General features: G+C 41.3%; 23 protein-coding genes. 12 read left to right on the top strand and 11 right to left on the bottom strand.

Annotation, left to right across the window (positions count from 1 at the left end):
- Nucleotides 1-68: 68 nt before the first annotated feature.
- From N6H18_RS06515 to N6H18_RS06505, 3 genes are all read left to right on the top strand, one after another.
- Nucleotides 69-1,049 (top strand): OmpA family protein, encoded by a 981-nt coding sequence (locus N6H18_RS06515; RefSeq protein WP_262311035.1) that lies wholly within the window; start codon nt 69-71, stop codon nt 1,047-1,049.
- 39 nt (nt 1,050-1,088) lie between these two features.
- Nucleotides 1,089-1,892: a transporter substrate-binding domain-containing protein gene (locus N6H18_RS06510; protein ID WP_262311034.1), complete on the top strand. Its 804-nt coding sequence runs from the start codon at nt 1,089-1,091 to the stop codon at nt 1,890-1,892.
- Between the two features lie 129 nt (nt 1,893-2,021).
- Nucleotides 2,022-2,861 (top strand): ion transporter, encoded by an 840-nt coding sequence (locus N6H18_RS06505; RefSeq protein ID WP_262311033.1) that lies wholly within the window; start codon nt 2,022-2,024, stop codon nt 2,859-2,861.
- Here N6H18_RS06505 and N6H18_RS06500 read toward each other — a convergent pair.
- Complete coding sequence (locus tag N6H18_RS06500; protein WP_262311032.1) at nt 2,839-3,891, bottom strand: hypothetical protein; 1,053 nt, start codon at nt 3,889-3,891, stop codon at nt 2,839-2,841. The genes N6H18_RS06505 and N6H18_RS06500 overlap by 23 nt on opposite strands.
- Before the next feature lie 51 nt (nt 3,892-3,942).
- The gene (locus N6H18_RS06495) at nt 3,943-6,069 is read right to left on the bottom strand and encodes a PDC sensor domain-containing protein (RefSeq protein WP_262311031.1); all 2,127 of its coding nucleotides are present in this window, start codon (nt 6,067-6,069) and stop codon (nt 3,943-3,945) included.
- A 197-nt stretch (nt 6,070-6,266) separates the two neighbouring features.
- Between N6H18_RS06495 and N6H18_RS06490 the strand changes: the two genes are divergently transcribed.
- From N6H18_RS06490 to N6H18_RS06480, 3 genes are read left to right on the top strand one after another with little or no spacing between them, the layout of a single operon-like run.
- Entirely contained in the window at nt 6,267-7,910 is a 1,644-nt protein-coding gene (locus N6H18_RS06490; protein WP_262311030.1) for a S41 family peptidase, read from the top strand.
- A 43-nt stretch (nt 7,911-7,953) separates the two neighbouring features.
- Complete coding sequence (locus N6H18_RS06485) at nt 7,954-8,877, top strand: bile acid:sodium symporter family protein (RefSeq protein ID WP_262311029.1); 924 nt, start codon at nt 7,954-7,956, stop codon at nt 8,875-8,877.
- A gap of 56 nt (nt 8,878-8,933) precedes the next feature.
- Nucleotides 8,934-9,152: a hypothetical protein gene (locus N6H18_RS06480; protein ID WP_262311028.1), complete on the top strand. Its 219-nt coding sequence runs from the start codon at nt 8,934-8,936 to the stop codon at nt 9,150-9,152.
- A gap of 403 nt (nt 9,153-9,555) precedes the next feature.
- Here N6H18_RS06480 and chrA read toward each other — a convergent pair whose 3' ends face one another.
- The 6 genes from chrA to N6H18_RS06450 form a co-directional block, all read right to left on the bottom strand.
- Nucleotides 9,556-10,758: a chromate efflux transporter gene (gene chrA / locus N6H18_RS06475; RefSeq protein WP_262311027.1), complete on the bottom strand. Its 1,203-nt coding sequence runs from the start codon at nt 10,756-10,758 to the stop codon at nt 9,556-9,558.
- Nucleotides 10,755-11,726 carry an isopenicillin N synthase family dioxygenase gene (locus N6H18_RS06470; RefSeq protein WP_262311026.1) on the bottom strand — a complete coding sequence of 324 codons (972 nt, stop codon included), beginning with the start codon at nt 11,724-11,726 and terminating at the stop codon, nt 10,755-10,757. The genes chrA and N6H18_RS06470 overlap by 4 nt, the downstream gene beginning before the upstream one ends.
- 91 nt (nt 11,727-11,817) lie before the next feature.
- Nucleotides 11,818-12,510, bottom strand: coding sequence for a DNA repair protein RecO (gene recO / locus N6H18_RS06465; RefSeq protein WP_262311025.1), 693 nt, complete (start codon nt 12,508-12,510; stop codon nt 11,818-11,820).
- Nucleotides 12,510-14,753 carry a type IX secretion system anionic LPS delivery protein PorZ gene (gene porZ, locus N6H18_RS06460; RefSeq protein WP_262311024.1) on the bottom strand — a complete coding sequence of 748 codons (2,244 nt, stop codon included), beginning with the start codon at nt 14,751-14,753 and terminating at the stop codon, nt 12,510-12,512. The genes recO and porZ overlap by 1 nt, the downstream gene beginning before the upstream one ends.
- A complete protein-coding gene (locus tag N6H18_RS06455) occupies nt 14,722-15,327 on the bottom strand; it encodes a thymidine kinase (RefSeq protein WP_262311023.1) in 606 nt (201 codons plus the stop codon). Before N6H18_RS06455 ends, porZ begins: the two co-directional genes overlap by 32 nt.
- 5 nt (nt 15,328-15,332) lie before the next feature.
- Nucleotides 15,333-15,656 carry a (2Fe-2S)-binding protein gene (locus tag N6H18_RS06450; RefSeq protein WP_262311022.1) on the bottom strand — a complete coding sequence of 108 codons (324 nt, stop codon included), beginning with the start codon at nt 15,654-15,656 and terminating at the stop codon, nt 15,333-15,335.
- 31 nt (nt 15,657-15,687) lie between these two features.
- Here N6H18_RS06450 and N6H18_RS06445 point away from each other — a divergent pair, with 31 nt between their 5' ends.
- Nucleotides 15,688-16,938: a hypothetical protein gene (locus N6H18_RS06445; RefSeq protein WP_262311021.1), complete on the top strand. Its 1,251-nt coding sequence runs from the start codon at nt 15,688-15,690 to the stop codon at nt 16,936-16,938.
- Nucleotides 16,939-16,999: 61 nt separating this feature from the next.
- Here N6H18_RS06445 and N6H18_RS06440 read toward each other — a convergent pair whose 3' ends face one another.
- The 3 genes from N6H18_RS06440 to N6H18_RS06430 form a co-directional block, all read right to left on the bottom strand.
- Nucleotides 17,000-18,550: an Rne/Rng family ribonuclease gene (locus N6H18_RS06440; protein WP_262311020.1), complete on the bottom strand. Its 1,551-nt coding sequence runs from the start codon at nt 18,548-18,550 to the stop codon at nt 17,000-17,002.
- 166 nt (nt 18,551-18,716) lie between these two features.
- Nucleotides 18,717-19,532: a tetratricopeptide repeat protein gene (locus N6H18_RS06435; RefSeq protein ID WP_262311019.1), complete on the bottom strand. Its 816-nt coding sequence runs from the start codon at nt 19,530-19,532 to the stop codon at nt 18,717-18,719.
- Between the two features lies 1 nt (nt 19,533).
- Nucleotides 19,534-19,824: an HU family DNA-binding protein gene (locus tag N6H18_RS06430; protein ID WP_262311018.1), complete on the bottom strand. Its 291-nt coding sequence runs from the start codon at nt 19,822-19,824 to the stop codon at nt 19,534-19,536.
- Nucleotides 19,825-19,947: 123 nt separating this feature from the next.
- On the opposite strand from N6H18_RS06430, the gene mutY reads away from it, so the two are divergent.
- From mutY to recG, 5 genes are read left to right on the top strand one after another with little or no spacing between them, the layout of a single operon-like run.
- Entirely contained in the window at nt 19,948-21,051 is a 1,104-nt protein-coding gene (gene mutY / locus N6H18_RS06425; protein WP_262311017.1) for an A/G-specific adenine glycosylase, read from the top strand.
- 11 nt (nt 21,052-21,062) lie between these two features.
- A complete protein-coding gene (locus N6H18_RS06420) occupies nt 21,063-21,503 on the top strand; it encodes a single-stranded DNA-binding protein (protein ID WP_262311016.1) in 441 nt (146 codons plus the stop codon).
- A gap of 17 nt (nt 21,504-21,520) precedes the next feature.
- The gene (gene gldE, locus N6H18_RS06415) at nt 21,521-22,840 is read left to right on the top strand and encodes a gliding motility-associated protein GldE (protein WP_262311015.1); all 1,320 of its coding nucleotides are present in this window, start codon (nt 21,521-21,523) and stop codon (nt 22,838-22,840) included.
- 20 nt (nt 22,841-22,860) lie between these two features.
- The gene (gldD, locus tag N6H18_RS06410; protein ID WP_262311014.1) at nt 22,861-23,412 is read left to right on the top strand and encodes a gliding motility lipoprotein GldD; all 552 of its coding nucleotides are present in this window, start codon (nt 22,861-22,863) and stop codon (nt 23,410-23,412) included.
- A gap of 3 nt (nt 23,413-23,415) precedes the next feature.
- A complete protein-coding gene (gene recG, locus N6H18_RS06405; RefSeq protein ID WP_262311013.1) occupies nt 23,416-25,509 on the top strand; it encodes an ATP-dependent DNA helicase RecG in 2,094 nt (697 codons plus the stop codon).
- Nucleotides 25,510-25,572 lie beyond the last annotated feature (63 nt).

Here is a 25,572-nt window from a genome sequence, read left to right as displayed (position 1 = left end):
ATTTCATGTAGATACTTTGGCAGGTAGACACATTTCTTATTAGCTTTAAAATTTAAGCACAATCTCCTATGAAAACGCTCTTCATCTCCTGTATATGCCTCTGTATGTCAATCCAAGTGTGGGCACAGTGCTCCGAAGGAATGTCAGAAGGTGACAACCTCATTAGCAATTCAGATTTCTGCAAGGGAAACCAAGATTTTGAATCTGATTACCAGTTTACAAGAGAGTCTGGAGGTGAAGCTCTCTTGTTGGGAGGCAGATATGCAACCGTCACCAACCCTCAGTATGCGATGGGATTGTACCCAGCCTGTAGAGACCACAGCTCCAATGGTGGAGTCATGCTGGTATTCAACGGATCGGAATCACCCAACGAAAATGCATGGTCCCAAACAGTCAAGGAATTGAAAACCAATACGGAATATGTCTTTAGCTTTTGGACAGCTCCTCTATTGAGATATTCTCCTGCCGAACTCGAAGTGTACATAGACGAGGTCTCTGTAGGCAAAGGTTTCAAACTCGATAGTTCACTCTGTGAGTGGCGCAAATACACCGTCACTTGGAACTCAGGAAATAATACACAAGCCAAATTGGCCATTAGAAACATCAATATGGAATGTATCTCAGCACATTTTGCCTTGGACGATATTTCTTTTTCTGCCTGTGTACCCTCAGATTTGAAACACCAACTCTCTCAAGCCAAAGCAGGACAAGTCTTCCAATTGAAGAACATTTATTTCGAAACAGCCAAGTACGTCTTGAAACCAGAATCCTATACAGAGCTCGACGTACTGTTGGAGTTTATGTGGCAAAAACCCAATGTAGAAATCGAAATCGCTGGGCATACAGACAATGTAGGCTCTCAAACTAACAACCAAATTCTGTCTGAAAACCGAGCCAAAGCAGTTGCTGACTACTTGGAAGAAAAAGGAATCAAACCTTATCGTTTCACAGCCAGAGGCTATGGTGAAGACATGCCTGTCGACAAAAACAACACAGAAGAAGGCCGTCAAAATAACCGAAGAGTAGAATTCAAAATCGTGAAAATATAATTCTATAGACTTTTATTATCCTAATCACATATTAAAAACATGAGACAATTAAAAACAGTCGTATCTCTAATACTTCTCGTCTGCGTGGTGAGCACAGCAGCAATGGCTCAGGCCACTTTGAAACAAATCATCAAAAAAGGTGAGATCAGAGTAGGTATCACGGGCAACCAGCCACCCTTTGCGATGAAGGCTAAAACGGGGGATTACATCGGATATGAAATCGACCTGGCTACCATGTTGGCAGAATCTATGAGCGTGAAACTAACACTCGTACCGATGGAGTTTCACAACTTGATCCCTGCTTTGGAAGATGGCAAAGTAGATATAGTGATGTCTGGTATGACGATTACTCCTGAGCGCAACATGAGGGTGGCCTTTGTGGGTCCATACATGATCTCAGGCAAATCTATCCTGACCAAGTCCAAGTTGCTATCTAGGTCACAAAGCACAGAGGATGTCAACCAAAATCCTAACATGCGTGTGGCAGTATTAGAAGGCTCTACAAGCGAGGCTTTTGCTAAATCATACATGACCAATGCAGATATTCAGCCTACCAGCAGTTATGATGAAGCCATAAAAATGCTCAGAGACGATGTAGTCAAAGCAGTTGTTGCGGATTACCCATTTACTTTGGTTTCGTCTTTGAAATACGGTCATGAAGGAATTGTGAGCCTGAGCGAGCCATTGACTTTGGAGCCAATTGGTGCGGCACTACCACAAGAAGATGCTTTGTTTCTCAATCTGGTTCAGAACTACATGAACTCGTTGCAATTGGCGGGAATCTTGGACGAGTTGAACAAAAAATGGTTGGAGAACGGCATGTGGTTGCTTCAAGTTGAATAAAAACCCGTGAAGTAGTAGTTTATAAATCCGTAACTGGCCGTATTTCTACATTCTTACAACTTATAAAATTAGGATTGTCTCGAAAAATAAAAGTTTTGAGACAATCCTTTCCACTTCCCTATCACTTCCATGGCAGAAGATCTCTCCCAACTCAAAAATTGGCAAAAGAAGATTCATGAAATCATCTTTGGTTATGAAACTACCGGAGGAAAACTCTTCGATGTTGCTCTGCTTTTGGTCATTTTGGCCAGTGTCCTGACGGTCATGTTGGAGAGCGTACAAGAGGTGAATCGATCGTATCGAGTTCAACTCAAAATCATAGAATGGATATTCACGTTCTTGTTTTCTGTCGAATATATCGCCAGAATAGCCTGCTCACCCAAACCACTCCGTTATGTATTGAGTTTTATGGGGATCATAGATTTGCTCTCCTTGATTCCAACCTATCTGGGTATTTTCATAGATGGCACACATGCTTTGTCTGTCATTCGGGCGATTCGCTTGATCAGGGTATTCAGGATATTGAAATTGACCCATTTTATGGGAGGAGCGGAGCAACTGGGGAATGCCCTTTGGTACAGCCGTCACAAGATCATCGTCTTTTTGGGCAGTGTACTGTGCATAGTCGTGATCATTGGCACTTTGATGTACATCATAGAAGGTGGTAAAAACGGCTTCACCAGCATCCCCAAAAGTATCTATTGGTCTATTGTGACCATCACTACCGTAGGATATGGAGATATTGCGCCACAAACCTTGCTGGGTCAGAGCCTGGCATCAGCGCTCATGATCATTGGTTATGCGATCCTGGCTGTACCTACGGGTATCGTCACGAGTGAAATCATGCAAAGTGAAAGAAGACTCAATTCAGTCACCTGTAGCAATTGTGGCTCCAACGATCTCCCCAAAAGATCCAATTATTGTCTCAATTGCGGTGAAAATCTCCTTAGAAATAATAGCCAAAATTAATGTTGAAACGGGTGTTCCAGTCTGCATCTGCCTGACCAGCAGCAAATGCACCTGTCCATTCTGGACCTAGCCAAGCATGATTTTTGCCCATGGCCCAATCTACATAGGTGTACATCTTACCCATGTTGACACCCACGCCGAGTACATTCATCTTCGAATCTGCAAATCCATCGGTAGCCTTCATGATGTAGCCAAAATCATTGTAGACATCCAAAGTTTGGATAGGCCCTTTATCTATGGGGATGCTGTACATCAAGCCCAAAGTATAAGAATATGCCTCAGTTGCTACTTGGTATTCAGCGCCATACGCGGACATATATACAACATCTTTGTCAGGACCACGCGGTGACATGTGGTAGTAGCTAGCCTGTAGTTTCATATCAAAATGTCCGAAAGTACCATGTGCATGCAGAGCATAGGCTGATTGGCTGCCCAGATCACCAGTAGCTGTTTCCTCCAACTGTCCGACTTGCAGTGATGCACCCAACTCTACATTTGCCACTGTGTAAGTGAATTTCAAATTGCCTTGATTCACTTCATTCTGCGTACCTGTGACATCATAGGAATATCTCGAAAAATTGTCGGCAGGAAATTCACTGTTCTTGTAAAAAGCCGCCGCAAATCCCACTTTCTCCTTTTGGTACACATATTTGAGCCCCATATCATAGTCATCTTCCAAACCGACATAATAGTTGATGTTGAAAAACCAGTTGTTGGAGGCGTACGTCTGAATCCCAAAAGGAACTTGGCTGATACCAAGATGGATTTCGGAATAGTCGTCGAACTTGTATCCCATATAAGCATGATGGATCAAAATCCCACCATAGGCACTGGAGTAGAAGCGAATCTGGCCTGAGGCAATCACATTCTTGTAGTTGGCATTGACATCAAATCGAATCATATCATAGGCCAACTCTCCACCTTTCTTTTTATTTGGGTCATCCCACGATTTGACAAAATAATTGGCACGAATCGCTCCTCCTATGGCCAAGTCTTTGACGCTTTCACCTTGCCCGTACACTTGACTCATGAATAGAAATAATAGTATAATGACTAAAATACTATGTAGATTCATTTCACCCTAATTGTAAAATGTAGTCAAGGTGATAATTAACCATGATCCTAGCAAAACTGGCCAATATGCCAACTTGACTATGAGATTGTCTTCGTAATGCAAGAATTTGGATTCCTTGGATTGTGCAAATGCTACAACATTGATCGCCAATAAACCTATCATGATGTACATCGTAAAATAAAACGTCTCCATGTAGGATATCTCAGGTGTAGAAAGTCTTCTTCTCAAATCAATATGCGCCACCAATAGCACAAAGAAAAATCCCGCGCAACTCTGTACCACACCCATCATACTGACTCCTGTATTGCTGTCCTTTTTCTTCGAATTGCTATAGAAGATCAAGAAAATCATAGATGCAACCACAAAAATAGGGATGATGTTAATCACAAAGGCATTGAGGAATCTTCGCTTCAAATTGACATTGAACTCCATCACTGGATAATCACCATCGCCTTGGTAAGCGTTGTTACCAAACAAGGTCTGAAAATCCAATCGCTCAAAAGAGAAAAAGGTTGATTCAAGCACAGATTTGGGAAAATAAATATTCTTATTGATCCCTGGAAAGGCAGATGGATTCAACACTTTGTATCCTTCTAAGTCAGGTATCAGCCATATGTTGTCTTGGAAGTCAGGATAAGCCAACTCGATATTGATATCTCGGGAATCGAATGGATATTTTGAGTACTTCAAAGCCAATTGAATCGTGGTACTAAACTCCCATAAATAATAGTTTTCTCCAATCTCCTCATTGCTGATCTTAGAAATCAAGGTTTTGCGTGTGCCCCAGATGGGTGATTCCTGTACAAAATGAAAATCAGGATCAAACTCTTCATCCAATCCAATAGGCCACTTCTGCCAGACCCTTCCTCTCACACTCAAGCTATACGAATCTCGAATAGCAATCTCCTCGATGAAAATACCTGTATTGATCGTGATATAAGGATCATAACCCAATTGCAGCATTCTGGTGTTTTCGTCCAATACGAATCTGAAGAGCTCCGTTTGATTCATGACTTTGATCGAGGAGTTTTGCTCCGAAGCATAACCCATTTTGATATTCAAAGTCCATATCACAGCAATATTGGCCAAAATCAATACCGAGGTAGCCGTTGACATGATCCAAAATTTCTTGTTGGTAGGTTCTGATATTCTGATAAACAGCGCAATCCAAACCAAAATTAATAGCGAAGAGGCCAAACTGATGTTGACAATCTTATTCCCCTTGTCCAGCGGACTGCCTAGCAAATCATTGGTCGCAAATACCACCATGCACTTCCATTTTGTCGTAGGAAGAGTCTCAAAGAATAGAAAGGATTCTGTATTGGTGTATGGGCTATTGTATTCCATGTAGCCCTTTTGCTCTCCCAATATCCTCTCAGAGATATATTGGATATCAAAAGCCTCGCCTATGTCTTGCAAACTCACATTCAAAATATACTTTGGGGTTGGGTGAGCGATAATCGTTCCTTTGGCAGAGGACAAAAATGAATAGCCTGTAGTACCAATAGAAATCGAATTGAGTGCGTCATTTAGGCTCTCCAAAGCGATGGTCAAAGTAACAGTACCAATCACCACTTTTTCTCCATTGATAGTTTTGAAGAATGGCACGCCATAATCTGAAACAATTTGCTGGGCACCATGAGCAAAATAGGGTTCAGACCATTTTGGTTTCTTAGAATCGACTACTTGAGTGTACCACAATGCCGTACTGAGTGTGGAATCCGTGTAATCATAAACATCAGCGATATCTATCAAAGATCGTTGGCGCTTGTCATAATAGGGAGCATACAATGCCTTGGTAGAATCAAACTTGTAAGGCTGATAAGCCACTGTAATTCCCAAAATAAAGTCGAAAGCAAAGCTTTCCTCCTCGATGATCCCGATCAATTGATCTTCGTTGAGATCATATGTTTCTAGTACAGTCCCCAATTCATGGGTGACGGTCACAATGTTCTGAAGCACAGAATCTAGTTTGTGGGCAATTTGCTTATTAGAGCTGTATCCTATCTCTACACTCGCCTCCACTCTCTCTTGATTGTAGAAATGCAAATCTGCTACCAGCGCAGACACAAGTATGATGGAAAAGATGGCTACTGCGATGTAGGTACTTCTTTTGAATATAATGCTCGACATTATTTGGTCGTTGGTATTAGTTGAATGATCAAAAATTTAACTTCTCTACTATTTGTCCGTAGTATGAAATATGCTTGAATTTAAAACTAAATATCGAAAATTCTAGTTAGCCATTCAACTATGAGGTGGCTGAGAATCACAATAGAGTAAAAATAATGTGATATTTTTGTGCCTCATCTGAGATCAACAGATTTGTTATGTTAAGAAAAAAGTTGTTTCTGTTGCTGCTGATTCCCATCACAGCATTTAGCCTATGGTCTTTTTCCCATGATGACCGCTATTTTGCGATAGCCAAAAACATAGATATCTTTTCCTCACTGTACTCAGAAGTCAACACCTACTATGTAGATGACATCAACCCCAACACACTAATCAAGACCAGCATAGACGCCATGCTCAACAAGCTGGATCCCTATACAGTTTATATCCCAGAGGACGATATTGAGGATTTTCGTACCAATGCCACTGGCGAATACGGCGGCATTGGGATTCTCTCCAATCGAATCAACAACAGACACTTGGTACTCAACATGTACGAAGAGTCTCCTGCCAAAACTGCCGGACTCAAGATCGGAGACGAAATCGTCAATATTGATGGCAAATCAGTCAAGGGCATGAGTGACGAAGAAATAGGAAAACTGATCAAAGGTCAATCTGGCACAACCCTATCAATCGGTGTAGAACGAAACGGCACACACCCCTACACTTTTAAAGTGGAGCGCAAAAATATCACCATCCCCAATATCGCCTACAAAACAATCCTCAATGAGAATGTGGGTTATTTTAGATTGAGCGAGTTCACTAGAAATGCCTCAGAAGATGTACAAGCTGCTGTGCAAGAACTCAAAAAACAAGGTGCTCAATACCTGATCTTTGATCTGCGAGGCAACCCAGGTGGCTTGCTCAATGAAGCTGTCGAAATTTGTAACCTGTTTGTCCCCAAAGGCTCTGGCATTGTGGAGACCCGAGGTAAAACTCAAGCTCAAAGCTTGTCCTATGTTGCCAAAAACGACCCGTTGGATCTAGATATACCGATGGCTGTACTCATCGATCATGGCAGTGCTTCTGCCTCTGAGATTGTATCAGGTGTGATCCAAGACTATGATCGAGGTGTGATCATCGGCCAAAAATCGTTTGGCAAGGGACTGGTACAAGTGACCCGACCATTATCCTATAACTCCCAACTCAAAGTGACAACTGCCAAATATTACATACCAAGTGGGCGCTGTATTCAGGAGCTCGATTACCAGCACAAAGATGCAGAAGGCAAAGCGCTCGTCTTTGCTGACTCGGTCAAAGAAGCCTTTTTCACGGCTAATAATCGTGTCGTGTACGACGGTGGCGGAGTAGATCCTGATATCAAAGTCTCCTTAGAAAAATTATCTTCCTACACCGAAAACCTCATCGGCGGTGGTTTGGTATTTGATTATGCGACCAAATATTATTACTCCCATGAGAAGATTGCAGAGCCTACAGACTTTAAATTGTCAGATGAAGAATATAACCACTTTGCCAAATGGGTAGCCACCCAAAAATTTGAAAACCCATCCAACATAGAAAAATCCATCGCACTCCTGAGCGAAGCAGCCAATGAAGACCAAGTGTATGCCCAACTAAATCATGAAATCACACGGATCAATCACGAAATCCACCGATTAAAATCTAACGGCATGGTCAACTTCAAAAAAGAAATAAAAAGACGCTTGGAACTAGAGATCATCCGTAGATACTATCTGAACAAAGGAGTACTAGAAGCAACGCTGAGTAGTGATTCTGATGTGGTGACAGCAATCCTGACAGTCAAAGACTCCAACAAATACAAAAGCATCCTACATAAATAAAAACATCAGATCATATATATTGCGAGCTGCAACGCACTAGAATATGAAAGAATCACTGGATCATGTGGTCTTGCATTTCAGCAAAGACTCACTATTACTCCTCAACATTTGTCTGGCATTCATCATGTTTGGTGTGGCGTTGGAGCTCAAGTTCGACAGCTTCAAACTGCTATTCAAAACACCGAGACCTATCATCGTAGGGTTGGTCGCTCAGCTCCTTTTTCTTCCATTTTTGACCTATTTGTTGGTGATTGTACTAGAGCCTGCACCTAGTATGGCACTAGGCATGATGCTCGTAGCTGCCTGTCCTGGCGGCAATGTATCCAACTTCTACAGCTCTCTGTCCAAAGCCAACGTTGCACTATCTGTGAGCTTGACTGCATTGACCTCCAGTCTATCCTTTATCGTTACGCCCTTGAGTTTTGCCTTTTGGGCTCAGCGCTATGAGCCTACTGCCCAGCTCTTGTCCAAAGTAAAAATTGATATATGGGATGTCATCATGACAGTCGTCATTATTCTAGTCATTCCCTTATTTGCAGGGATGAGCTTCCGAAAAAAGTATCCCCTCACGACCCATAAAATCTACAAACCCATCAAGAAGTTATCTATTATCATATTTGGAGCCTTTGTGGTTTTTGCACTCAAAGCCAACTTTGAATATTTCGTGGAATATATTTTCAACATTCTTTTTATTGTGCTGATACACAATCTGATAGCGTTGGGTATAGGTTTGGTCACTTCCAAAATGGCCAGATTATCAGACAAAAACCAACGCTCTGTTACCATCGAAACGGGCATTCAAAACTCTGGGCTAGCCTTGGTTATTATATTTGAGTATTTTGGAGGTTTGGGAGGCATGGCGCTCATTGCCGCATGGTGGGGTGTTTGGCACCTCATTTCTGGAGCGCTTATTTCTTGGTATTGGTCAAAAAGGCCTCCAAATGAAGTCGTTTCCTCCCTGTACTAGTTATACTTTTTGATCTGAAAATGATTATAATTGTACTTACAGTATAATTTATTGTAATGAAAACTGAATTCATCTGGTATAATCCCGCAGAAAAAGAATACCAATTTGGTGACAAGCAAGAATACATGGCAATCATCAAAAACAGTAATCAATCTGAAAATTTTGTCATTCTCGACAGTTTCGAAGGGATCAATCATGCCTTTCGTCAAAAGCTTATTTCAAGACTGAGGTTTTTGAACTCAATCCGTAGATCCAATATTTACGAGTTCATTTAATCTCATTTAGCCTTTTATCTAAGTTTCCTTTTCATTCGTCTTCTATTATTCAGCCTTTATCTATTAAATCATTCTCTTGGTAGATTGGACGAGTATGCAGCCCATATCATCGACCTTTGAAAGCGGTCTGTCGAATTAAATTTAGCCCCTGATTTATTCCTCCTATACTTGCAACAGAAAGTACAGCGAGTCTGCACCTTCGTCCCAAATTTTGGTTCTAACAGGGCCACCTGACAAGATCCCCAGCTATTATAATTTGGAAAGTTTCAGGTTGTATGAATGAAACGGACACTTCCCTCTCGGGAAGTGTCTTTTATTTTGAACCACTTCATTCTTAACATAAAATCATGACCATAATCGAGGGAGAATTGAGTCTGATGTACCTCAGGAGAAATATCAATCACTACAACACTATCCCCAAAATCAATCCTGCTATGATCAAAATAGGGGTTGGTATTTTGGTGAAGGTCAATACCAAAAAGGTAGACACTATGATTCCTATATTGAGGTAACTACTCTCGGTCGAAACCATGTTGGTGTTGAATAGTGGCAAAGAGAGTAACAAAGCCGCGGCAATAATCATCCCAGCACTTACCGCATTGATTCCATCCAAAGAGGCCTTGACGATTCGGAATTTCTTGAGCTCATCCCAAAAACGAATCACAAAAAATATCAAAAAAGCACCTGGCAAGAACACACCTACCGCGGACAAAAATCCGCCCAGATATTGCCCAGTGATACCATAATCCCTCATAGATACTGCCCCGACGAATCCTGCAAAAGAAAAGACAGGGCCAGGTACAGCTTGAACCAGCGCATAGCCAGAGAGGAATTCTTCAGAACTAAGATAACGCTTGAACTCGACAAACTCTGTGTACAAGTGAGGCACCAATACCTGCCCCCCACCAAAGATCAAGCTGCCAATTCTATAAAAATTTTCAAATAAATCAATACCTCGCCATTTTGTAACTGCCCCTACAAGTGCTGCGCCTACCAACACGCCAGCCCACAAGAAAAAATTAGACCATTGTATTTCTATCTTATTTCTAGGTTCCTTTTCATGTCTTTTGTAATCAAAAGCAGTAATAGCACCTCCCACTAAAATCAAAGCTGGAAAAACATAAGGTGTGCGGATCAAAAAACTGCATACAGCTGACATCAACATCAGCCCTACTGCGAGTTTAGTATGTATGACTTTTTTGATAATCAAAAAGGCAGAATAAGAAACAATCCCGACCGCCATAGGTTGGATGAAACGGGTAAACTCCAAGGAGATGTCATAACTTTCAAGGGAAGAAATCATAACCCCTGCAGTAGACATGACTAAAAACGCAGGTATGATCCATACTAACAAAGTCAAATAGGCAAGATTGGGGCCTCCAACCTTGAAGCCAATGGCTGTCAAAGTTTGTGTAGAAGTGGGGCCAGGCAAAAATTGACACAAGGCATGCAACTCTATAAATTCCTGCTCATCCAAATAACGACGTTTCTTGACCAACATATCCAACATCATCCCAAAATGAGCTTGCGGCCCACCAAATGCAGTGACAGCCAGTACAATGACATCCTTGAGGAAGATGTAATATCGAACTTTACGTATTGTCATTTCTTTAGGCCGATCTCAGCCAATCGCTGATGCAAAAACTCCCCTGCTGTAATATCTTCAAATTGTTTGGGGTGACTCTCGTCAATACAGTTGGCTAGACAAGTCAAATCCATCTCAGCTCTAGGGTGCATAAAAAAGGGAATGGAAAACCTGGATGTTTTCATCAATTCACGTGGTGGATTGACAACCCTATGTATGGTAGACTTCAATTTGTCATTGGTCAATCGCGCCAGCATATCTCCAACATTTACCACAATCTGATCAGGCAAAGCTGTGATAGGAATCCATTCTCCATCAATTCTTTTGACCTGCAAGCCATCTGCACTGGCTCCCATCAACAAAGTAATCAAATTGATATCTCCATGCTCTGCAGCACGAACTGCATCAGATGGAATCTCATCTGGATTCTCTATTGGAAAATAATGAATCGGACGCAATATGCTGTTCCCATTGTGGACGCGACTTTCGAAGTAATCTTCATCTAGACTCAAATAAATAGCAATGGCTCGCAGCATCACTTTCCCAGTTGCCTCTAATGTTTTGTAGGCCTCTGACGTGACTATATCAAATCCTTCTATCTCAACTGGCCATATGTTATCTGGGTATTGTTCCTTGATTGGATCATTGTCCTCTACGATCTGACCGACATGGTAGAACTCTTTCAAATCACCTGTTTTTCTCCCTTTGGCATGCTCCTTTCCTTTGCCTACATAGCCACGCTGACCAAACAACTCTGGAATCTCATACTTCTCCTTTATCTCAACAGGCAATGCATAAAATGCTTGTATTTTCTGATAAAGATCCCGTATCAGTTGGTCTGACAAGCCATGATTCTTGATCGCTACAAAACCAATATTGTTGTAGGCCTTGCCTAATTCGGCCACAAATTTAGCCTTGCTTACAGGGTCTCCAGATGTAAAGTCTGCCAGATCTAATGACGGCACATGGTCATACAAGTATTCGCTCATGGATTTGGGGTTAATGATTGTCAGATATAAATATCCTATGCTGCTTTATTTGGCTGTTAAATTAATATATCTGGCTCAAAGTCGTGACAGACTATCTAAATATTTGTCCCAAGATGGCCAGAGAGCGAAGTTCGTTGAATCCCTCAATATGATGGGTGTAATAATTGATCATGTAGCTCAGACAATCCTTCCTGAGTCGGTTGTCGAGCAGGATGGGATCATTGAGATCACAAGCGTTTAGATGCAGAAGGGTGTCGTATATCTCATCAAAACTGGTATTGACTCGTTGGAGAATATTGTCATTCTCTAGATCTATTTTTTGGTGGATACCAAAACCAATAAAATGGGTCAGATGCACCATCAAATACACATGGAGACTTTCGAATCCTTCTCTTTTTTGATCCAAAACCATCACAAAGTGACAAAGGAATTCGAAAACAACCCCGCGCTCGTCTTCTTCTTTCAACACCTTGGAAAGCAACTCTGTGACAAACAACGCCATGGAAGACTTTTTGACATCAAACGGAATACTGCTAAAAGTGTATGCCGATTTGTATTCGGAAATACGTTGCAGTTGATCAACTTTGTTACCCTTGTGATAGACGACCATGTCCAAAAGTGTAAGCGGCTGGAGGAGCGCCAATCCTTTCTTGGATCTTTGACTTCTGACTCCATTGATGATATAGGATTGGAGACCAAACTCCGCTGTATATATTCTCGCAATGATGGAGGTCTCCTTGTACTTGATATAGTTGAGTACGATGCCTTTGGTTTTGTGCAGCATTACTTGATTACTGCGATTTTGCCTACGTAAGTATCCAGGCCACTTTGGGTAGCACTAAACACCAAATACACCCCTGTATCCACAGCTCTCCCTGTATAGTCTCTGGTATCCCAAGAAGCAGCAGTGCCGTACCCTTGTATCTCTCTGACCAAGCTACCAGACACGGTTGTAATCTTCAGCAGCGCATTGTTGGGCAATCCTTTGAATCCCACTTGCCCCTGATAGTGTGGTAGTACTGGATTGGGATAGATAGCGACAGTTTGATCTAACGACATCCAAATCGCATCTGATCGGTAAGAGATCATGCCATGATCGGTCCCAAAAAAAACCTCCCCTGTACCCTGATTGATGGCAATGTCAGTTACCTTATTGGAAGGAATCGGACTATTGCTTGTATTGAAATGGAGTATGATCTCTGATAGCGTTGCAGAAAGCAAATAAACTCCTGTGCTGCTACTGACCCATTTTCTATTGCCACCATCGATGGCAACTGCATATACTTCCTCGTCTTCAAATAAAACTTCGCCATTCATCGTGGGCAAAATCAAATCTGCCGCAGAGTTGGAAGTGACACCATAAATATATGGGAAGTAAGCCAAGCCAGATGTCGTAGCAATCCACATTTCTTGATCCATACTGACTGTCAAATCATTGATCTGATCGGAGGGTATATCAGAGTTGCTCGCACTGACATAGCGTTCGGATAGGGTACTAGGATCAAAAATCAATAGACCATTGCCTCCGCTGAGTCCCAAAGGCATCCACAGCTGACCATAGCTGTCACGGGTCAGCGAAGCTGGCTCAATGCTTTGTAATCCGTCAAAACTATAAGTGTCGAAATCGCCATTTTGATCCATATGAATCAAAGGATTGGAACTGATATTGGCAATCCATAAACCATGCTGGAAATCAACAGCCAAACCAGAAACCAAAACATTGCCATCAACATCTCGCATCAGCGGGCTATTGGTATCATCATACAACACTGCGCTACTCATGTCGTAAAAGCCTGACGAAAAAGATGCGCTGTAATCCGAATCGGAAAAGCTAGCCACAGCAGCAATATTAGTGATGCCAGCCATGTCATTGGGTAACACTTCCTGCCACTGTCCTCCTTTAAATACAGAATAGCCCTTGCCGTTACTCAACCGTGTATTGGCATCTAGATCCAAAGTAGGAAGGGCGATGATTTGATCTTCTATAAAATCAAGCGCATAAAATTCATTAGCCACAGGTCCTTGTGGAACAAAAGAAACTGGTGTGTCATTCTCATGTGACAATAGACCCTGAATCCCATCAGCAGACCAGAGGATTCCCTCTTGTGTCATAAGTGCATCATTGGCCATTTCACCTACCGTAGATAACACTTGCAGGTGACCGTCGGTATCCAATTGATAAATGGATCCTAAGGATATAACGAGCAAGTGTTGATCAAACCCTCTGATTTTTGAAATTTCAAGTCCTGGCACAGTCAAGACTATTTCTGTCCATTGATCCTTCAATACAAATAGTTTGGATTGAGTAGCAGCATAGACCTGTCCATTGGATATGGTGACCGAAATGACATTTTCATTCTCCACCAAGGACCCTTCAAAACGCTCCCAATTGTTAAAATCTTGAAGGTTATCTCCAGAATTAAGAAGCCCCTTGAGTACACCATCTGGAGTAGCCAAATAGATGGCATCGTCCAACACCGCAGATTGATTCACGAGCAAAACTTCTCCAGCTGGCCCCAGGTTGCGGTAGGAGTCTCGGATCAACCCACTCTCTGGCTCCAACACCAAGAGACCAAAATCGGTCGCCAAATTGGCTTTGCCCTTGTAAAAGGAAATATCCCGTATGGTTTTTTCATCTACCACAGAGCTCTCTATCAAGGTTCGGACATTGCTGATCACATGGCCCTCAATGTAGTCGATGTTGCCATCCCTATATCCCAGAATCAAGCGACTGTTTTCGGCATCAAAGGCCATAGCTGTAATGACCTCACCACTCAACCCATCAATTTTTGTCACTTTGTTCAAGCTTTGATCTTCGGAATCGAAATACAGCAGTCCATGAATGTAAGAAGCAAAAATTTTGTCTCCAACTTCCTCAACTAAGTAGCTCTGCTGGTAATTGTAATGTGTACGCCAAGTACCCATAGGAATCAATTCCTGGGCTTGAGTCATCTGCGAAATCAACATGACTAATACAAACACCAATTTTTTCACATCAAGCATTTCTTTTGGGGTCAAAATCTTCATAAAAGCACTTTCTACAACGTGCTTCATAGGCTTCCTGTTCGCCTAGCATCACCTTCTGCTTGGCATCAGACAGTCTAAATGAGTAAGATGCCAGATTCCCGCATTTCATACAGATGGCTCTGACTTTGGTTACATACTCAGCGATTCCCATCAATCCAGGTATAGGACCAAAAGGTTCCCCTCTAAAATCCATATCTAAACCAGCAATGATTACACGCTTTCCAGCATTAGCCAATTTGCGTGAGACAGCAATCAGCTCCGTGTCAAAAAACTGTGCTTCATCGATTCCCACCACGTCACTATTCCCAGCCAACAACATGATGTCACTGGCAAACTGAACAGGTGTAGATCGAATAGAATTGGCATTGTGCGACACAACATCCAAAACATGGTATCGTGTATCGATGGCAGGTTTAAAAATTTCTACCCTTTGGTTGGCGATAAGTGCACGATTCAGTCGCCTGATGAGCTCCTCCGTTTTACCAGAAAACATAGACCCACAGACTACTTCGATCCAACCTATTGGTTTGGCATGTGGCAATCTGCTTTGATCAATCCCTGGTTCTATAAACATTGGCTTTAGTCCGAATAATGGAGGTGCATAAACTTGTTTTCATCCGCCACTTTGATAATCACATCACCATGGATGGTGCATTGGCAAGCCAAGCGCTCATTACTTTTGAGCCTATCTGCATTCTTAAATTTTATTTCTGTCTCAGTCTCAGGAGAAAAATTGTTCAAACCATCTATCACAATCGCCCTGCAAGTCGTGCATCGACCCTTTCCTCCACATGCAAACATCCAATCAACTTGGTTTAGGTGGATCATTTCTAAAAGCGTCTTTGTGTCGTCTTTTTCGAAAATTCCCTTGTTGTGAAGGTTTTGTATAACGATTTTCGGCATATTCTTTAACTTTACAAAAGAAGCAATTATTATGCACGGTAGCAAATTAAATCCCCAAGCCAAAAAGAACTACGTCAACACTTACAGCCAGATTATCTTAGATGATTTTTTTGCTGAAAATGAGGACATCAACGGTCAACAGATCATCTCTCTTACACCTATCAAACAAGTCAATTTCTTTGTATTGAAAGTGCTCTTTGAAGAATGGCAGGAGGAGACCAAAAAATTTAGAAGTCCCTATTTTGACTATAAAAACGAAGAAGTCAATGCTGCCTTGAAGACATTGGTTAACACACTTTCCAAGAATATTGCTATTCAAAAAGCAGACTTCAAGACACTTTTTGAGAAAGCCGTCGACGAAACATTGGATTACCTGTACAACCCGAGTGATTACTTACTCAAAGAGGTCAAAAAACACAACGCACAGGAACTCACCAAAGAGATAAAAGGCAATGGAAAATACATCAAACTCTACAAAGAGCTCTATGATGGAATTGTCCACAGCATCGAAAATGGTATGTCAACTGATTTGCTAGTGGTCGAAAGTGTCGTCAAGAATGCCGTCAAAAATTTTGCAGCAGGAGCTGCTGAAGCCGAGGAGTTGGTGAAGCAATTCTCATCAGTGGCACCACTTGATATCGTAGAAAAAGATGAACCAAAGCCAAGCGAACAACCTAGAAAAGAGACGGCTATTAGTTTCTTTGATACTTTAGATGAGCTACCTACTCTTGAAGAAATCACTCCAGATCAGAAAAAAGATGTGGCTTCCTACAAAGAACCAGAAGATCTAACTGAGGAATTCACTCCAGAAAAAACTGAATCACAACCAACACCAGAAATAGAAATAAAACCCGAACCAAAAACAGTAGAAGCAGCCCCCGTTGTGAAGCAAGAAGAAACTGTCTCGGTCAAAAGGAAAGAAACAATAGAACAAAAATCGGGAAGTTTGCACGAGAGGTTCACCACAGAAAACATCCTGACTCTCAATCAGCGCTACGAGGAAAACGAAACCAAAGACACGATCGCTTCGACACACGAGTCCAAACCTATATCTGAGATAGCAAGTTCGATCAATATCAACCAAAAATATCTGTTTGTCAATGATCTTTTTGAGGGAAATGACAAGGATTATGAAGCTGCTTTGGAGCAAATAGAATCCAGCAATTCATTTGATGCATCAGTTGAACTATTGGTACAGCAATATGCCAAAAAATATGCTTGGGACATGAACTCAGATGAGGTCAAAGAACTACTAAAAGTAATCTTCAAGCGATTTAGATAAGCTTTCGCTTGTCTCCACTCGTACTAGAGCGTTAAAAAAATTCCGAAAAAAAAGATCGCACTTAAAGTGCGATCTCTTCTCCTAGGCTGTTGATGAATTTGTATTCAAGAATAGCCATTGATGAGTCTTCCACCAATTTGATCCATCGTTTGTATTTGAAGTACCACTTCCATTGTCTTGAAATCAAGCCTTTGGTGTAATAAGCATACAAATACGGATGAAGCGATATGGTCAACTTCTTTTCGTTTTGCTTGAGCATGATGTGCTCTACATCTTTTTCGATCTGATCAGTGACCAAGATAGACGCTGTAACCTTACCAGAACCATTACAAGAAGGGCAAACCTCTCTCGTTTTGATGTTCATCTCAGGTCTTACACGCTGTCTAGTGATCTGCATCAAACCAAATTTTGATAAAGGCAGCACCGTGAATTTTGATCGGTCACTTTTCATCTCATCCTTCATCCTTTGGAAGAGTAGCTTTTTATTTTCTACTTTTCTCATGTCGATGAAGTCTACAACGATGATTCCACCCATGTCTCTCAATCTCAGCTGTCTGGCAATTTCCTTGGCAGCATCCAGGTTCACTTTCAATGCAGTGCTTTCCTGATTATCCTCTGCGTTAGATTTATTACCACTGTTGACATCTACGACGTGTAGGGCTTCAGTATGCTCAATGATCAAATAACCACCACCATCGATACTTACAGATTGACCAAATAGCCCTTTGAGTTGCTTTTCGATTCCGTAAGCCTCAAAAATTTTGGCCTTACCATTATATAGCTTCGTGATTTTTTCCTTTTCAGGAGCGATCTCTCTGATAAAATCTCTGACATCAGTGTATAGTGCTTTGTCATCGACAACTATACTGTCAAAAGATTCATTGAGTACATCCCGCAGGATGGAATTGGCACGATTCATTTCGCCAATTACTTTTTCATTCGGTTTGACTTTCGTCAACCTTTGCATACCCTTTGACCACTTTTCCATCAAGTTGGTCAAATCCTTATCCAACTCAGCTACATCTTTACCTTGTGCAACTGTTCGGATAATAATTCCAAAATTCTCTGGTTTGATCGAATTGATCAGACGAAGTAATCTTTTTCTTTCACCTCCATCGGCAATCTTCTTTGAAACACTTACGGAATCAGAAAATGGCACGAGTACGATGTATCTTCCAGCGATAGACAACTCACTGGATAGTCTTGGCCCTTTAGTAGAAATAGGTTCTTTTACAACCTGAACTAGAACACGTTGGTTTTTTGTCAAAACCTGGTTCATTTTCCCCAACTTATTGATATCAGGTAGTCGCTTGAAACCATTCAGATTCTTGCCGGTCATTTTTCCGGCCAAAATCAACTTGGTACATTTGTTTAGTGACTGCAGTTGGGGTCCGAGATCCAGATAATGCAAAAACGCATCTTTCTCATAACCAACATCAACAAAGGCGGCATTTAGTCCAGGTACAACTTTTTTGACTTGACCTAAATAAATGTCACCTACGTTGAATTGGTGTCCATCATCATCTTGATGGAACTCGGATAATTTTTTATCTTTTAAAAGGGCTATTCGACATCCAGTCTGAGTTGAATTAATTATCAATTCGTTACTCAATTCTTAAATGTTTAATATGAATACTTGATTAACTCAAATAACCCAAGAAAGCACAATTACTTCTTCTTGTGTCTGTTCTTTCTTAGTCTCTTCTTTCTTTTGTGAGTAGAGATCTTATGTCTTTTTCTTTTTTTACCACACGGCATAACAAAAAATCTTTAATGATTTACAATTCGTTTAATTCTTTCAAGTACTGATCTGTCGAAGAAATAATCGCTGGATCAGTACCAGTACTTTTTATATTTTCAAACCACTGTTTGGCTTTCTCACGCTGATTGGTTTCAAAATAGCTAGTTGCCAATAGAAACGCAGCTTGTTGATTAGCTGGATCAATAGTCATCAATTTCTCAAATCTCTCTACAGCTTTGTCATATTGACCAGATTGCATTGACAGCAATCCAAGACTGTATAGAGCAGTAATATTATCGGGATACTCTTCTAGTATTTCCCTCAACATGCCTATTCCTTCCATGGGGTTGTCAGAAATGACTTTCGTCATAGCCAACTTCGCCTTGGTGTCAGGATCTTCTTGCTCCGCAATTACTATTTGGAAACAATCCTGAGCCTTCTTGGCATACTTTGCTAAATCAGCCTGATTCAACGCTATACCAAATAGCTGGAAATAAATTTCTCCCGCCAGTCTCTGCCCGTTTATCGAACTATCCAGTGCCAAAATCACATCTGCGAAGTGTGAAGCACTGTCTAGCTTGTTGTACGATAGGTACAGTCTAGCCAAAGAGTCCGCAAAGATAGTGCTTTTTTCCTTTACAGAAGAGGAATCAAGCAAATTTAAAAGAGCGTCTCTTCGATCTTGATCCTTTTGAGAGAAAGAAAAGCTATGTGTCTCTTCGATTTCGGAGGTCGACGACTGGGTTATCTCAGTGTCGACGGCATCATTGTCCACTACTACTTTGGGCAGGCTAAACAGCAGAAAAACCAGTAGCAATCCTCCTATCAAAACCAACCATCGGTGTAGTGACATCTTATCCTAGTTTGCTGCTTGTTTTGATTTTCTCTACAAACACCTTGGATGGTTTGAAGCTAGGGATGTAATGCTCATCAATCACCATCGCGGTGTTCTTTGATATATTCCTAGCAATCTTCTTTGCTCTCTTTTTATTGATGAAACTTCCAAAACCACGGACGTATATATTTTCGCCATCTGCCATTGAACTTTTCACTACGCTAAAAAATGCTTCTACTGAAGCTTGGACATCCAATCTGTCAATTCCTGTTTTCTCGGCGATCTCGTTGATCACATCTGCTTTCGTCACGTTGAATCTAATTTATATGTAGTAGAAATCTTGTAATAAGGCTAATTTAGCCATCTGACCTTTTTTCGAAATCAGAGCGCAAATAAAAACAAAAAATCATACACATTGAAATAATATTCCGGATTGAAAACTAAAACTGACGCTACGTCCATCCAAAAACTAGTCTCAAAACTCCTCAAATGGTATGGTCTGAATTACAGAGAATTACCTTGGAGAGCCACCAAAGACCCATATAAAATCTGGTTGTCGGAAATAATCCTCCAACAAACAAGGGTCGCACAGGGCCTGTCATATTATTTAAAGTTTGTAAAACACTACCCCACAATTGACGCTTTTGCGGGTGCACCTATAGATGATATTCTCAAACTTTGGCAAGGATTGGGCTATTATTCAAGAGCTCGCAACATGCACAAATGTGCCAATCAAATCATAAAGGAGATGAACGGTCAGTTTCCTGACAATTATACTGATTTAATTCAGTTGATCGGGATAGGTAAGTACACCGCAGGCGCTTTGGCATCCATATGCTATGACGAGCCCGTACCTGCTATTGATGGGAATGCCTACAGGGTCTATTCACGACTATTTGAAATATACTCTGACATTTCTATTGGCAGCACCTTCAAAGAGTTTTTCGAACTAGGCTTATCCATAGTGCCTTCACAAAACGCAGGAGACTTCAATCAAGCCATCATGGAACTCGGCGCGACGATCTGTCTCCCAACCAATCCAAAATGCAATACCTGCCCTCTCAATAATCATTGTGTCGCACGGAGCAAAAAAGTACAAAACTTACTCCCAGTCAAAAGCAAAAAAATTAAAGTAAAAAACCGCTATTTCGATTACCTCGTATTCATTCATGAGGGTCATTTGGCGCTTCACAAGAGAAAAAGTCAAGATATCTGGCAAGGTTTGTATGATTTTCTATTGTTTGAATCTGATAAAGATCGAAAAAGCAGTATTTTTGACATTCTTAAAAGCAGTGAGTGGGGTCATGTCGAGTTAATCGCAAGCTCGGAAGAGTATAAACACATTCTTACTCACCAAAAATTGCACATTAACTTTCATGTCGTTCAAGTCACAGAAAGCAAGGATTTTAAATTAATTTGTCAGGATAATAAATTGGAAGCTGTCCATCTTAGTGATCTAGAAAGTCTTGCAGTACCAAAACCCGTCGAAAGGTTTTTGTATCAAGAGCTTTCTGAGATGTATAATTTTCAAACCTAAACGACACAATAATGGCAGGAGTAAACAAAGTAATCTTAGTTGGAAACTTGGGCAAAGACCCAGAAGTAAGACATTTGGAAAACGGAAGAGCCGTAGCTAATTTTTCGATGGCTACTAGCGAAACCTATAAAAACAAACAAGGAGAACGAGTGACTACTACTGAGTGGCACAACCTAGTACTCTGGTCTCCATTGGCAGAAATTGCTGAGAAGTACCTGAAGAAAGGGAATCAAGTTTATATAGAGGGAAAACTGACGTCTAGATCATATGAAGACAAAGACGGGGTAACCAAGTACATCACCGAAGTAGTAGGTCGAGAAATGACCCTACTAGGTGGGCGACCAGATGGCGCGGCATCAGGTGATTATTCATCCAATAGCCAACCCACCAAAACTGAAATCGTAGATTCTACAGTTGAAGATTCAAATGAAATTGACGATCTTCCTTTTTAAAAATTAATCATTAACTAATGGACGACCCACTCCCGGGACATTTTTTACTTGCAGCATTTCTTTCTGGTCCTGAAATCTATTTTTTGATCGCCAATCTGGTATTGGTAATCCTATTATTTATAGGCTCTGCCTTGGTTTCAGGATCAGAAGTTGCTTACTTCTCATTGTCCCTCGATCAGGTAATCAACGAGGGAGATGATTCCCCTCCTAACAAGCGAATCATTCATCTATTAGCTGATCCCAACAAGCTATTAGCAACGATCTTGATCCTCAACAATTTCATCAATATTTCGATAGTGATGATATCGACTTATGTGACTTTGCGGTTGACATCTTCGTACTATTCAACCGAAACCGTTTTGGGAGTATTGACGGTAGTGATTACATTCCTCATCGTGTTTTTGGGAGAAATTGTTCCAAAAGTCTATGCCAATCAAAACAATTGGTCATTCGCTCAAAAGACTTCCAAGTTGTTAGTATTGTCCAACAAACTATTTAGTCCACTATCATGGATGCTCATCAAGGTGAGCCACATCTTTGAAAGTAGGATCGAAAGAAAGGGGTACAATGTCTCCGTCGCAGAGCTCAATCACGCATTAGAGATAGCCACCGACAAAGAGACCACTGAAGAAGAAAAAGGCATCCTAAAGGGTATTGTGAACTTTGGTACGCTCTCAGTAAAGCAAATCATGAAATCCAGAATGGACATTACAGCCTTGGACATGGAAACGGATTTTCATGAATTGATGAATCAAATCAACAAGACAGGGTACTCTAGGATTCCCATTTACAAAGAAACCATCGACAAGATCGAGGGAATTCTTTACATCAAAGATTTACTCCCACATCTTGGTGAGGACGAGACTTTCGAATGGCAAGGACTCCTAAGACCAGGCTTTTTCGTCCCTGAAACCAAAAAAATTGATACCTTGTTCAAGGATTTTCAAGAAAGAAGGATCCACATTGCCATCGTGGTAGATGAATATGGCGGGACATCAGGATTGATCACCATGGAAGATGTCATAGAGGAAATCGTAGGAGAAATCAACGATGAATTCGATGACGAAACGGAGGCAGAGTACAAAAAAATAGACCAAAATACTTTCATATTTGAGGGAAAAACGTCCATCATGGATTTTTGTAAAATCGTAGACGTAGATCACAAAAAATTTGAATCAGTCAAAGGTGAGAGCGAATCGCTCGGGGGTTTATTGCTCGAAATCAATTCTGCCTTGCCACTGGCTGGGGAGAAAATTGTCTTTGATGGATTCACATTTGTCATCACCTCCGTCAACGAGAAAAGAATTAAAAAAGTAAGGGTAGTAATCAAAAGATAATGAGAATAACACTGTTTTTTTTGGCAATAGTACTTTTGGTCTCCTGCGAATCACATTACGTACCCAAGCCCAAAGGGTACAACAGAATCGAAATGAGCCCAAGCGTATTCAGAGCCATGCCTGACAGCTTTCCTTATCTATTCGAGTACCCAACGTCTGCCGAGATCGTCAAAGATGGTTCATGGATATCGGAGCGTTATTGGATAGACTTGCATTATCCTGCCTACAATGCCGACATACAGGTAACCTACAAACCCGTAAAACAAGACCGTGCTGTACTCGAAGAACTCCTAAAAGATTCCTACAAACTGACTTCAGAGCATGGGGTAAAAGCCTACTCAATTGACGAAAGTGTCGTCAAACTCCCCAACGGAATGAGTGCCACACTCATGGAGCTCAGTGGTGAAGTCCCTAGCCAATTTCAATTTCATGTCACTGATTCTACTGAGCACTTTTTGAGATGTGCATTGTATTTTAAGAGCTCCACAGAAAACGATTCTTTGAGACCTGTCATTGACCACATCAAAATGGACATGGTACACATGCTCAACACGCTGGAATGGAATAACTAAACAATGGCTTCTTTTCTTCAAACAAAAATTGAGTTTTTGAAGGGGGTAGGTCCTGTCAAAGCAAAATTGCTAGAGGAAGAATTATTAATTGTTACTGTAGAAGACCTCCTCAATTATTTTCCTTTTCGCTACGAAAACCGTTCTCACTTTTCTCAAATAAAAGACCTAGAAGACAACGATGGGTATGTTCAAATCAAAGGAGTAATTGTAGGCATAGGACTCAAAGGAGAAAGCAAAAAACAGAGATTGAGCGCACAGTTTGCCGATCAGACTGGCGAGATTGAACTGCTGTGGTTCAAAGGAGTCAACTGGATGATCAAAAAATTGAAAGCCGGTGTGCCCTATGTCGTCTATGGCAAACCTGTTTTATTCAATGGGAAATTCTCTATCAGTCACCCAGAAATAGAAATCATCACTCCAGGCAACGAACAAAAAGGCGATGACTACCTACCTGTATATCCTACCACAGAAAAATTAAAACGACGATACATAGATAGCAAAGCGCTGAGCAAGTTGGTGAAAAGCGTGCTCCAGCACCCTTCGTACAGAGTAGATGAAATTGTAGACTCCCATATTCTTCAAAACAACAGATTGATAGGTTATCAGTCGGCACTTAGCTGGATACACTTCCCACATAGTCAAGATCAGTTACAGCAAGCCCTGCTCCGTCTGAAATTCAACGAGCTGTTTTTTATACAACTCAAGATCTTCCAAGAAAAGGTCGAGCGCCAAGAAAAGCATCGAGGAATTGTCTTCAAAAAAAGCCACCTTGTCAACGAGTTTTATACCAAACATAAACCGTTTGAACTCACCGATGCACAAAAAAGAGTTGTCAAGGAGATATACACCGATCTACAATCAGGCTATCAAATGAATCGATTGATGCAAGGAGATGTAGGCAGTGGCAAGACCATTACTGCATTCATTTGCATGCTGATTGCTATCAGCAACGGCTACCAAACCAGCATCATGGCTCCCACAGAAATCCTCGCGACACAGCACTATCATGGATTGGCCGAATTCAGTGAAAAACTAGGGTTGAAAACGGCATTGATCACAGGTTCTACCAAAAAGAGCTTGAAAAAAAAGAACCTAGACGCGCTCAAAAATGGCGAATTGGACATCATAGTCGGTACCCATGCTCTGATTGAAGACAATGTTGAATTCCAAAACCTAGGACTGGTGGTCATCGATGAACAACATCGATTTGGTGTGGCGCAGCGTGCCAAACTGTGGCAAAAATCCCAACACCATTATCCCCATGTCCTTGTCATGACAGCTACTCCGATACCTAGGACACTAGCGATGACCTTGTACGGTGACTTAGAAATATCTACCATCGATCAGCTCCCACAAGGAAGAAAACCTATCAAAACAACTCAGCTCACGGATGCAAATAGATCCAAACTATTTGGTTTCATCAGAAGACAAATAGAAGAAGGGCGACAGGTATATATAGTCTATCCTCTAATTGAAGAGTCCGAAACACTGGCATACAAAGATTTGATGGATGGGTACGAAAGTATTTCACGTGCATTCCCTCATGAGGCTATCAGTATTCTTCATGGAAAAATGAAAGCCGCTGACAAAGAATATGAAATGAAGCGATTTCTGAAATGCGAAACCAAAATCATGGTAGCTACTACAGTCATCGAAGTAGGTGTCAATGTACCAAACGCATCAGTCATGGTAATAGAAAATGCCGAGAGATTTGGGTTATCTCAATTGCATCAACTGAGAGGACGTGTAGGCAGAGGGGCTGATCAATCGTACTGTATCCTCATGAGTGGACCTAAACTATCCAAAGAAGCCAGAGAGCGAATCAAATGCATGGTTGAAACCACCGATGGTTTTAAAATCGCAGAGAAAGATCTAGAAATCAGAGGGCCAGGAGATTTGTTAGGTACCCAACAAAGTGGTCTATTGGATCTAAAGATAGCAGACATCACCCAAGATAGCCATATTCTTAAACTGACGAGAGAACTTGCTAGACAGATTCTAGCGTCCGACCCAGAGCTATCCTCCACAGAACACAGCCTAATCAAAAAACAACTATTCAGCCAAAAGCGTCACTTGTTGTGGAGCAACATATCTTAAAAAGAAAAGAGTTCTAACCGTATCATTGATTAGAACTCCTTCAGATCTTCTATTTATAATCTA

Source organism: Reichenbachiella agarivorans, from assembly GCF_025502585.1.
GTDB classification, from domain to species: Bacteria; Bacteroidota; Bacteroidia; order Cytophagales; family Cyclobacteriaceae; genus Reichenbachiella; species Reichenbachiella agarivorans.
The sequence above is the reverse complement of the archived record's forward strand: the minus strand, read 5'-3'. Positions and strand labels throughout refer to the sequence as shown.

Bases quoted from the DNA above. Each gene is read 5' to 3' on its own strand.
- recO (WP_262311025.1), bottom strand. From the start codon at position 12,510: ATGCTGCACAAAACCAAAGGCATCGTACTCAACTATATCAAGTACAAG.
- N6H18_RS06515 (WP_262311035.1), top strand. From the start codon at position 69: ATGAAAACGCTCTTCATCTCCTGTATATGCCTCTGTATGTCAATCCAA.
- N6H18_RS06485 (WP_262311029.1), top strand. From the start codon at position 7,954: ATGAAAGAATCACTGGATCATGTGGTCTTGCATTTCAGCAAAGACTCA.
- recG (WP_262311013.1), top strand. From the start codon at position 23,416: ATGGCTTCTTTTCTTCAAACAAAAATTGAGTTTTTGAAGGGGGTAGGT.
- porZ (WP_262311024.1), bottom strand. From the start codon at position 14,753: ATGAAGATTTTGACCCCAAAAGAAATGCTTGATGTGAAAAAATTGGTG.
- N6H18_RS06505 (WP_262311033.1), top strand. From the start codon at position 2,022: ATGGCAGAAGATCTCTCCCAACTCAAAAATTGGCAAAAGAAGATTCAT.
- N6H18_RS06495 (WP_262311031.1), bottom strand. From the start codon at position 6,069: ATGTCGAGCATTATATTCAAAAGAAGTACCTACATCGCAGTAGCCATC.
- chrA (WP_262311027.1), bottom strand. From the start codon at position 10,758: ATGACAATACGTAAAGTTCGATATTACATCTTCCTCAAGGATGTCATT.
- N6H18_RS06450 (WP_262311022.1), bottom strand. From the start codon at position 15,656: ATGCCGAAAATCGTTATACAAAACCTTCACAACAAGGGAATTTTCGAA.
- N6H18_RS06435 (WP_262311019.1), bottom strand. From the start codon at position 19,532: ATGTCACTACACCGATGGTTGGTTTTGATAGGAGGATTGCTACTGGTT.
- N6H18_RS06455 (WP_262311023.1), bottom strand. From the start codon at position 15,327: ATGTTTATAGAACCAGGGATTGATCAAAGCAGATTGCCACATGCCAAA.
- N6H18_RS06510 (WP_262311034.1), top strand. From the start codon at position 1,089: ATGAGACAATTAAAAACAGTCGTATCTCTAATACTTCTCGTCTGCGTG.
- gldE (WP_262311015.1), top strand. From the start codon at position 21,521: ATGGACGACCCACTCCCGGGACATTTTTTACTTGCAGCATTTCTTTCT.
- N6H18_RS06470 (WP_262311026.1), bottom strand. From the start codon at position 11,726: ATGAGCGAATACTTGTATGACCATGTGCCGTCATTAGATCTGGCAGAC.
- N6H18_RS06480 (WP_262311028.1), top strand. From the start codon at position 8,934: ATGAAAACTGAATTCATCTGGTATAATCCCGCAGAAAAAGAATACCAA.
- N6H18_RS06420 (WP_262311016.1), top strand. From the start codon at position 21,063: ATGGCAGGAGTAAACAAAGTAATCTTAGTTGGAAACTTGGGCAAAGAC.
- N6H18_RS06445 (WP_262311021.1), top strand. From the start codon at position 15,688: ATGCACGGTAGCAAATTAAATCCCCAAGCCAAAAAGAACTACGTCAAC.
- N6H18_RS06500 (WP_262311032.1), bottom strand. From the start codon at position 3,891: ATGAGTCAAGTGTACGGGCAAGGTGAAAGCGTCAAAGACTTGGCCATA.
- N6H18_RS06490 (WP_262311030.1), top strand. From the start codon at position 6,267: ATGTTAAGAAAAAAGTTGTTTCTGTTGCTGCTGATTCCCATCACAGCA.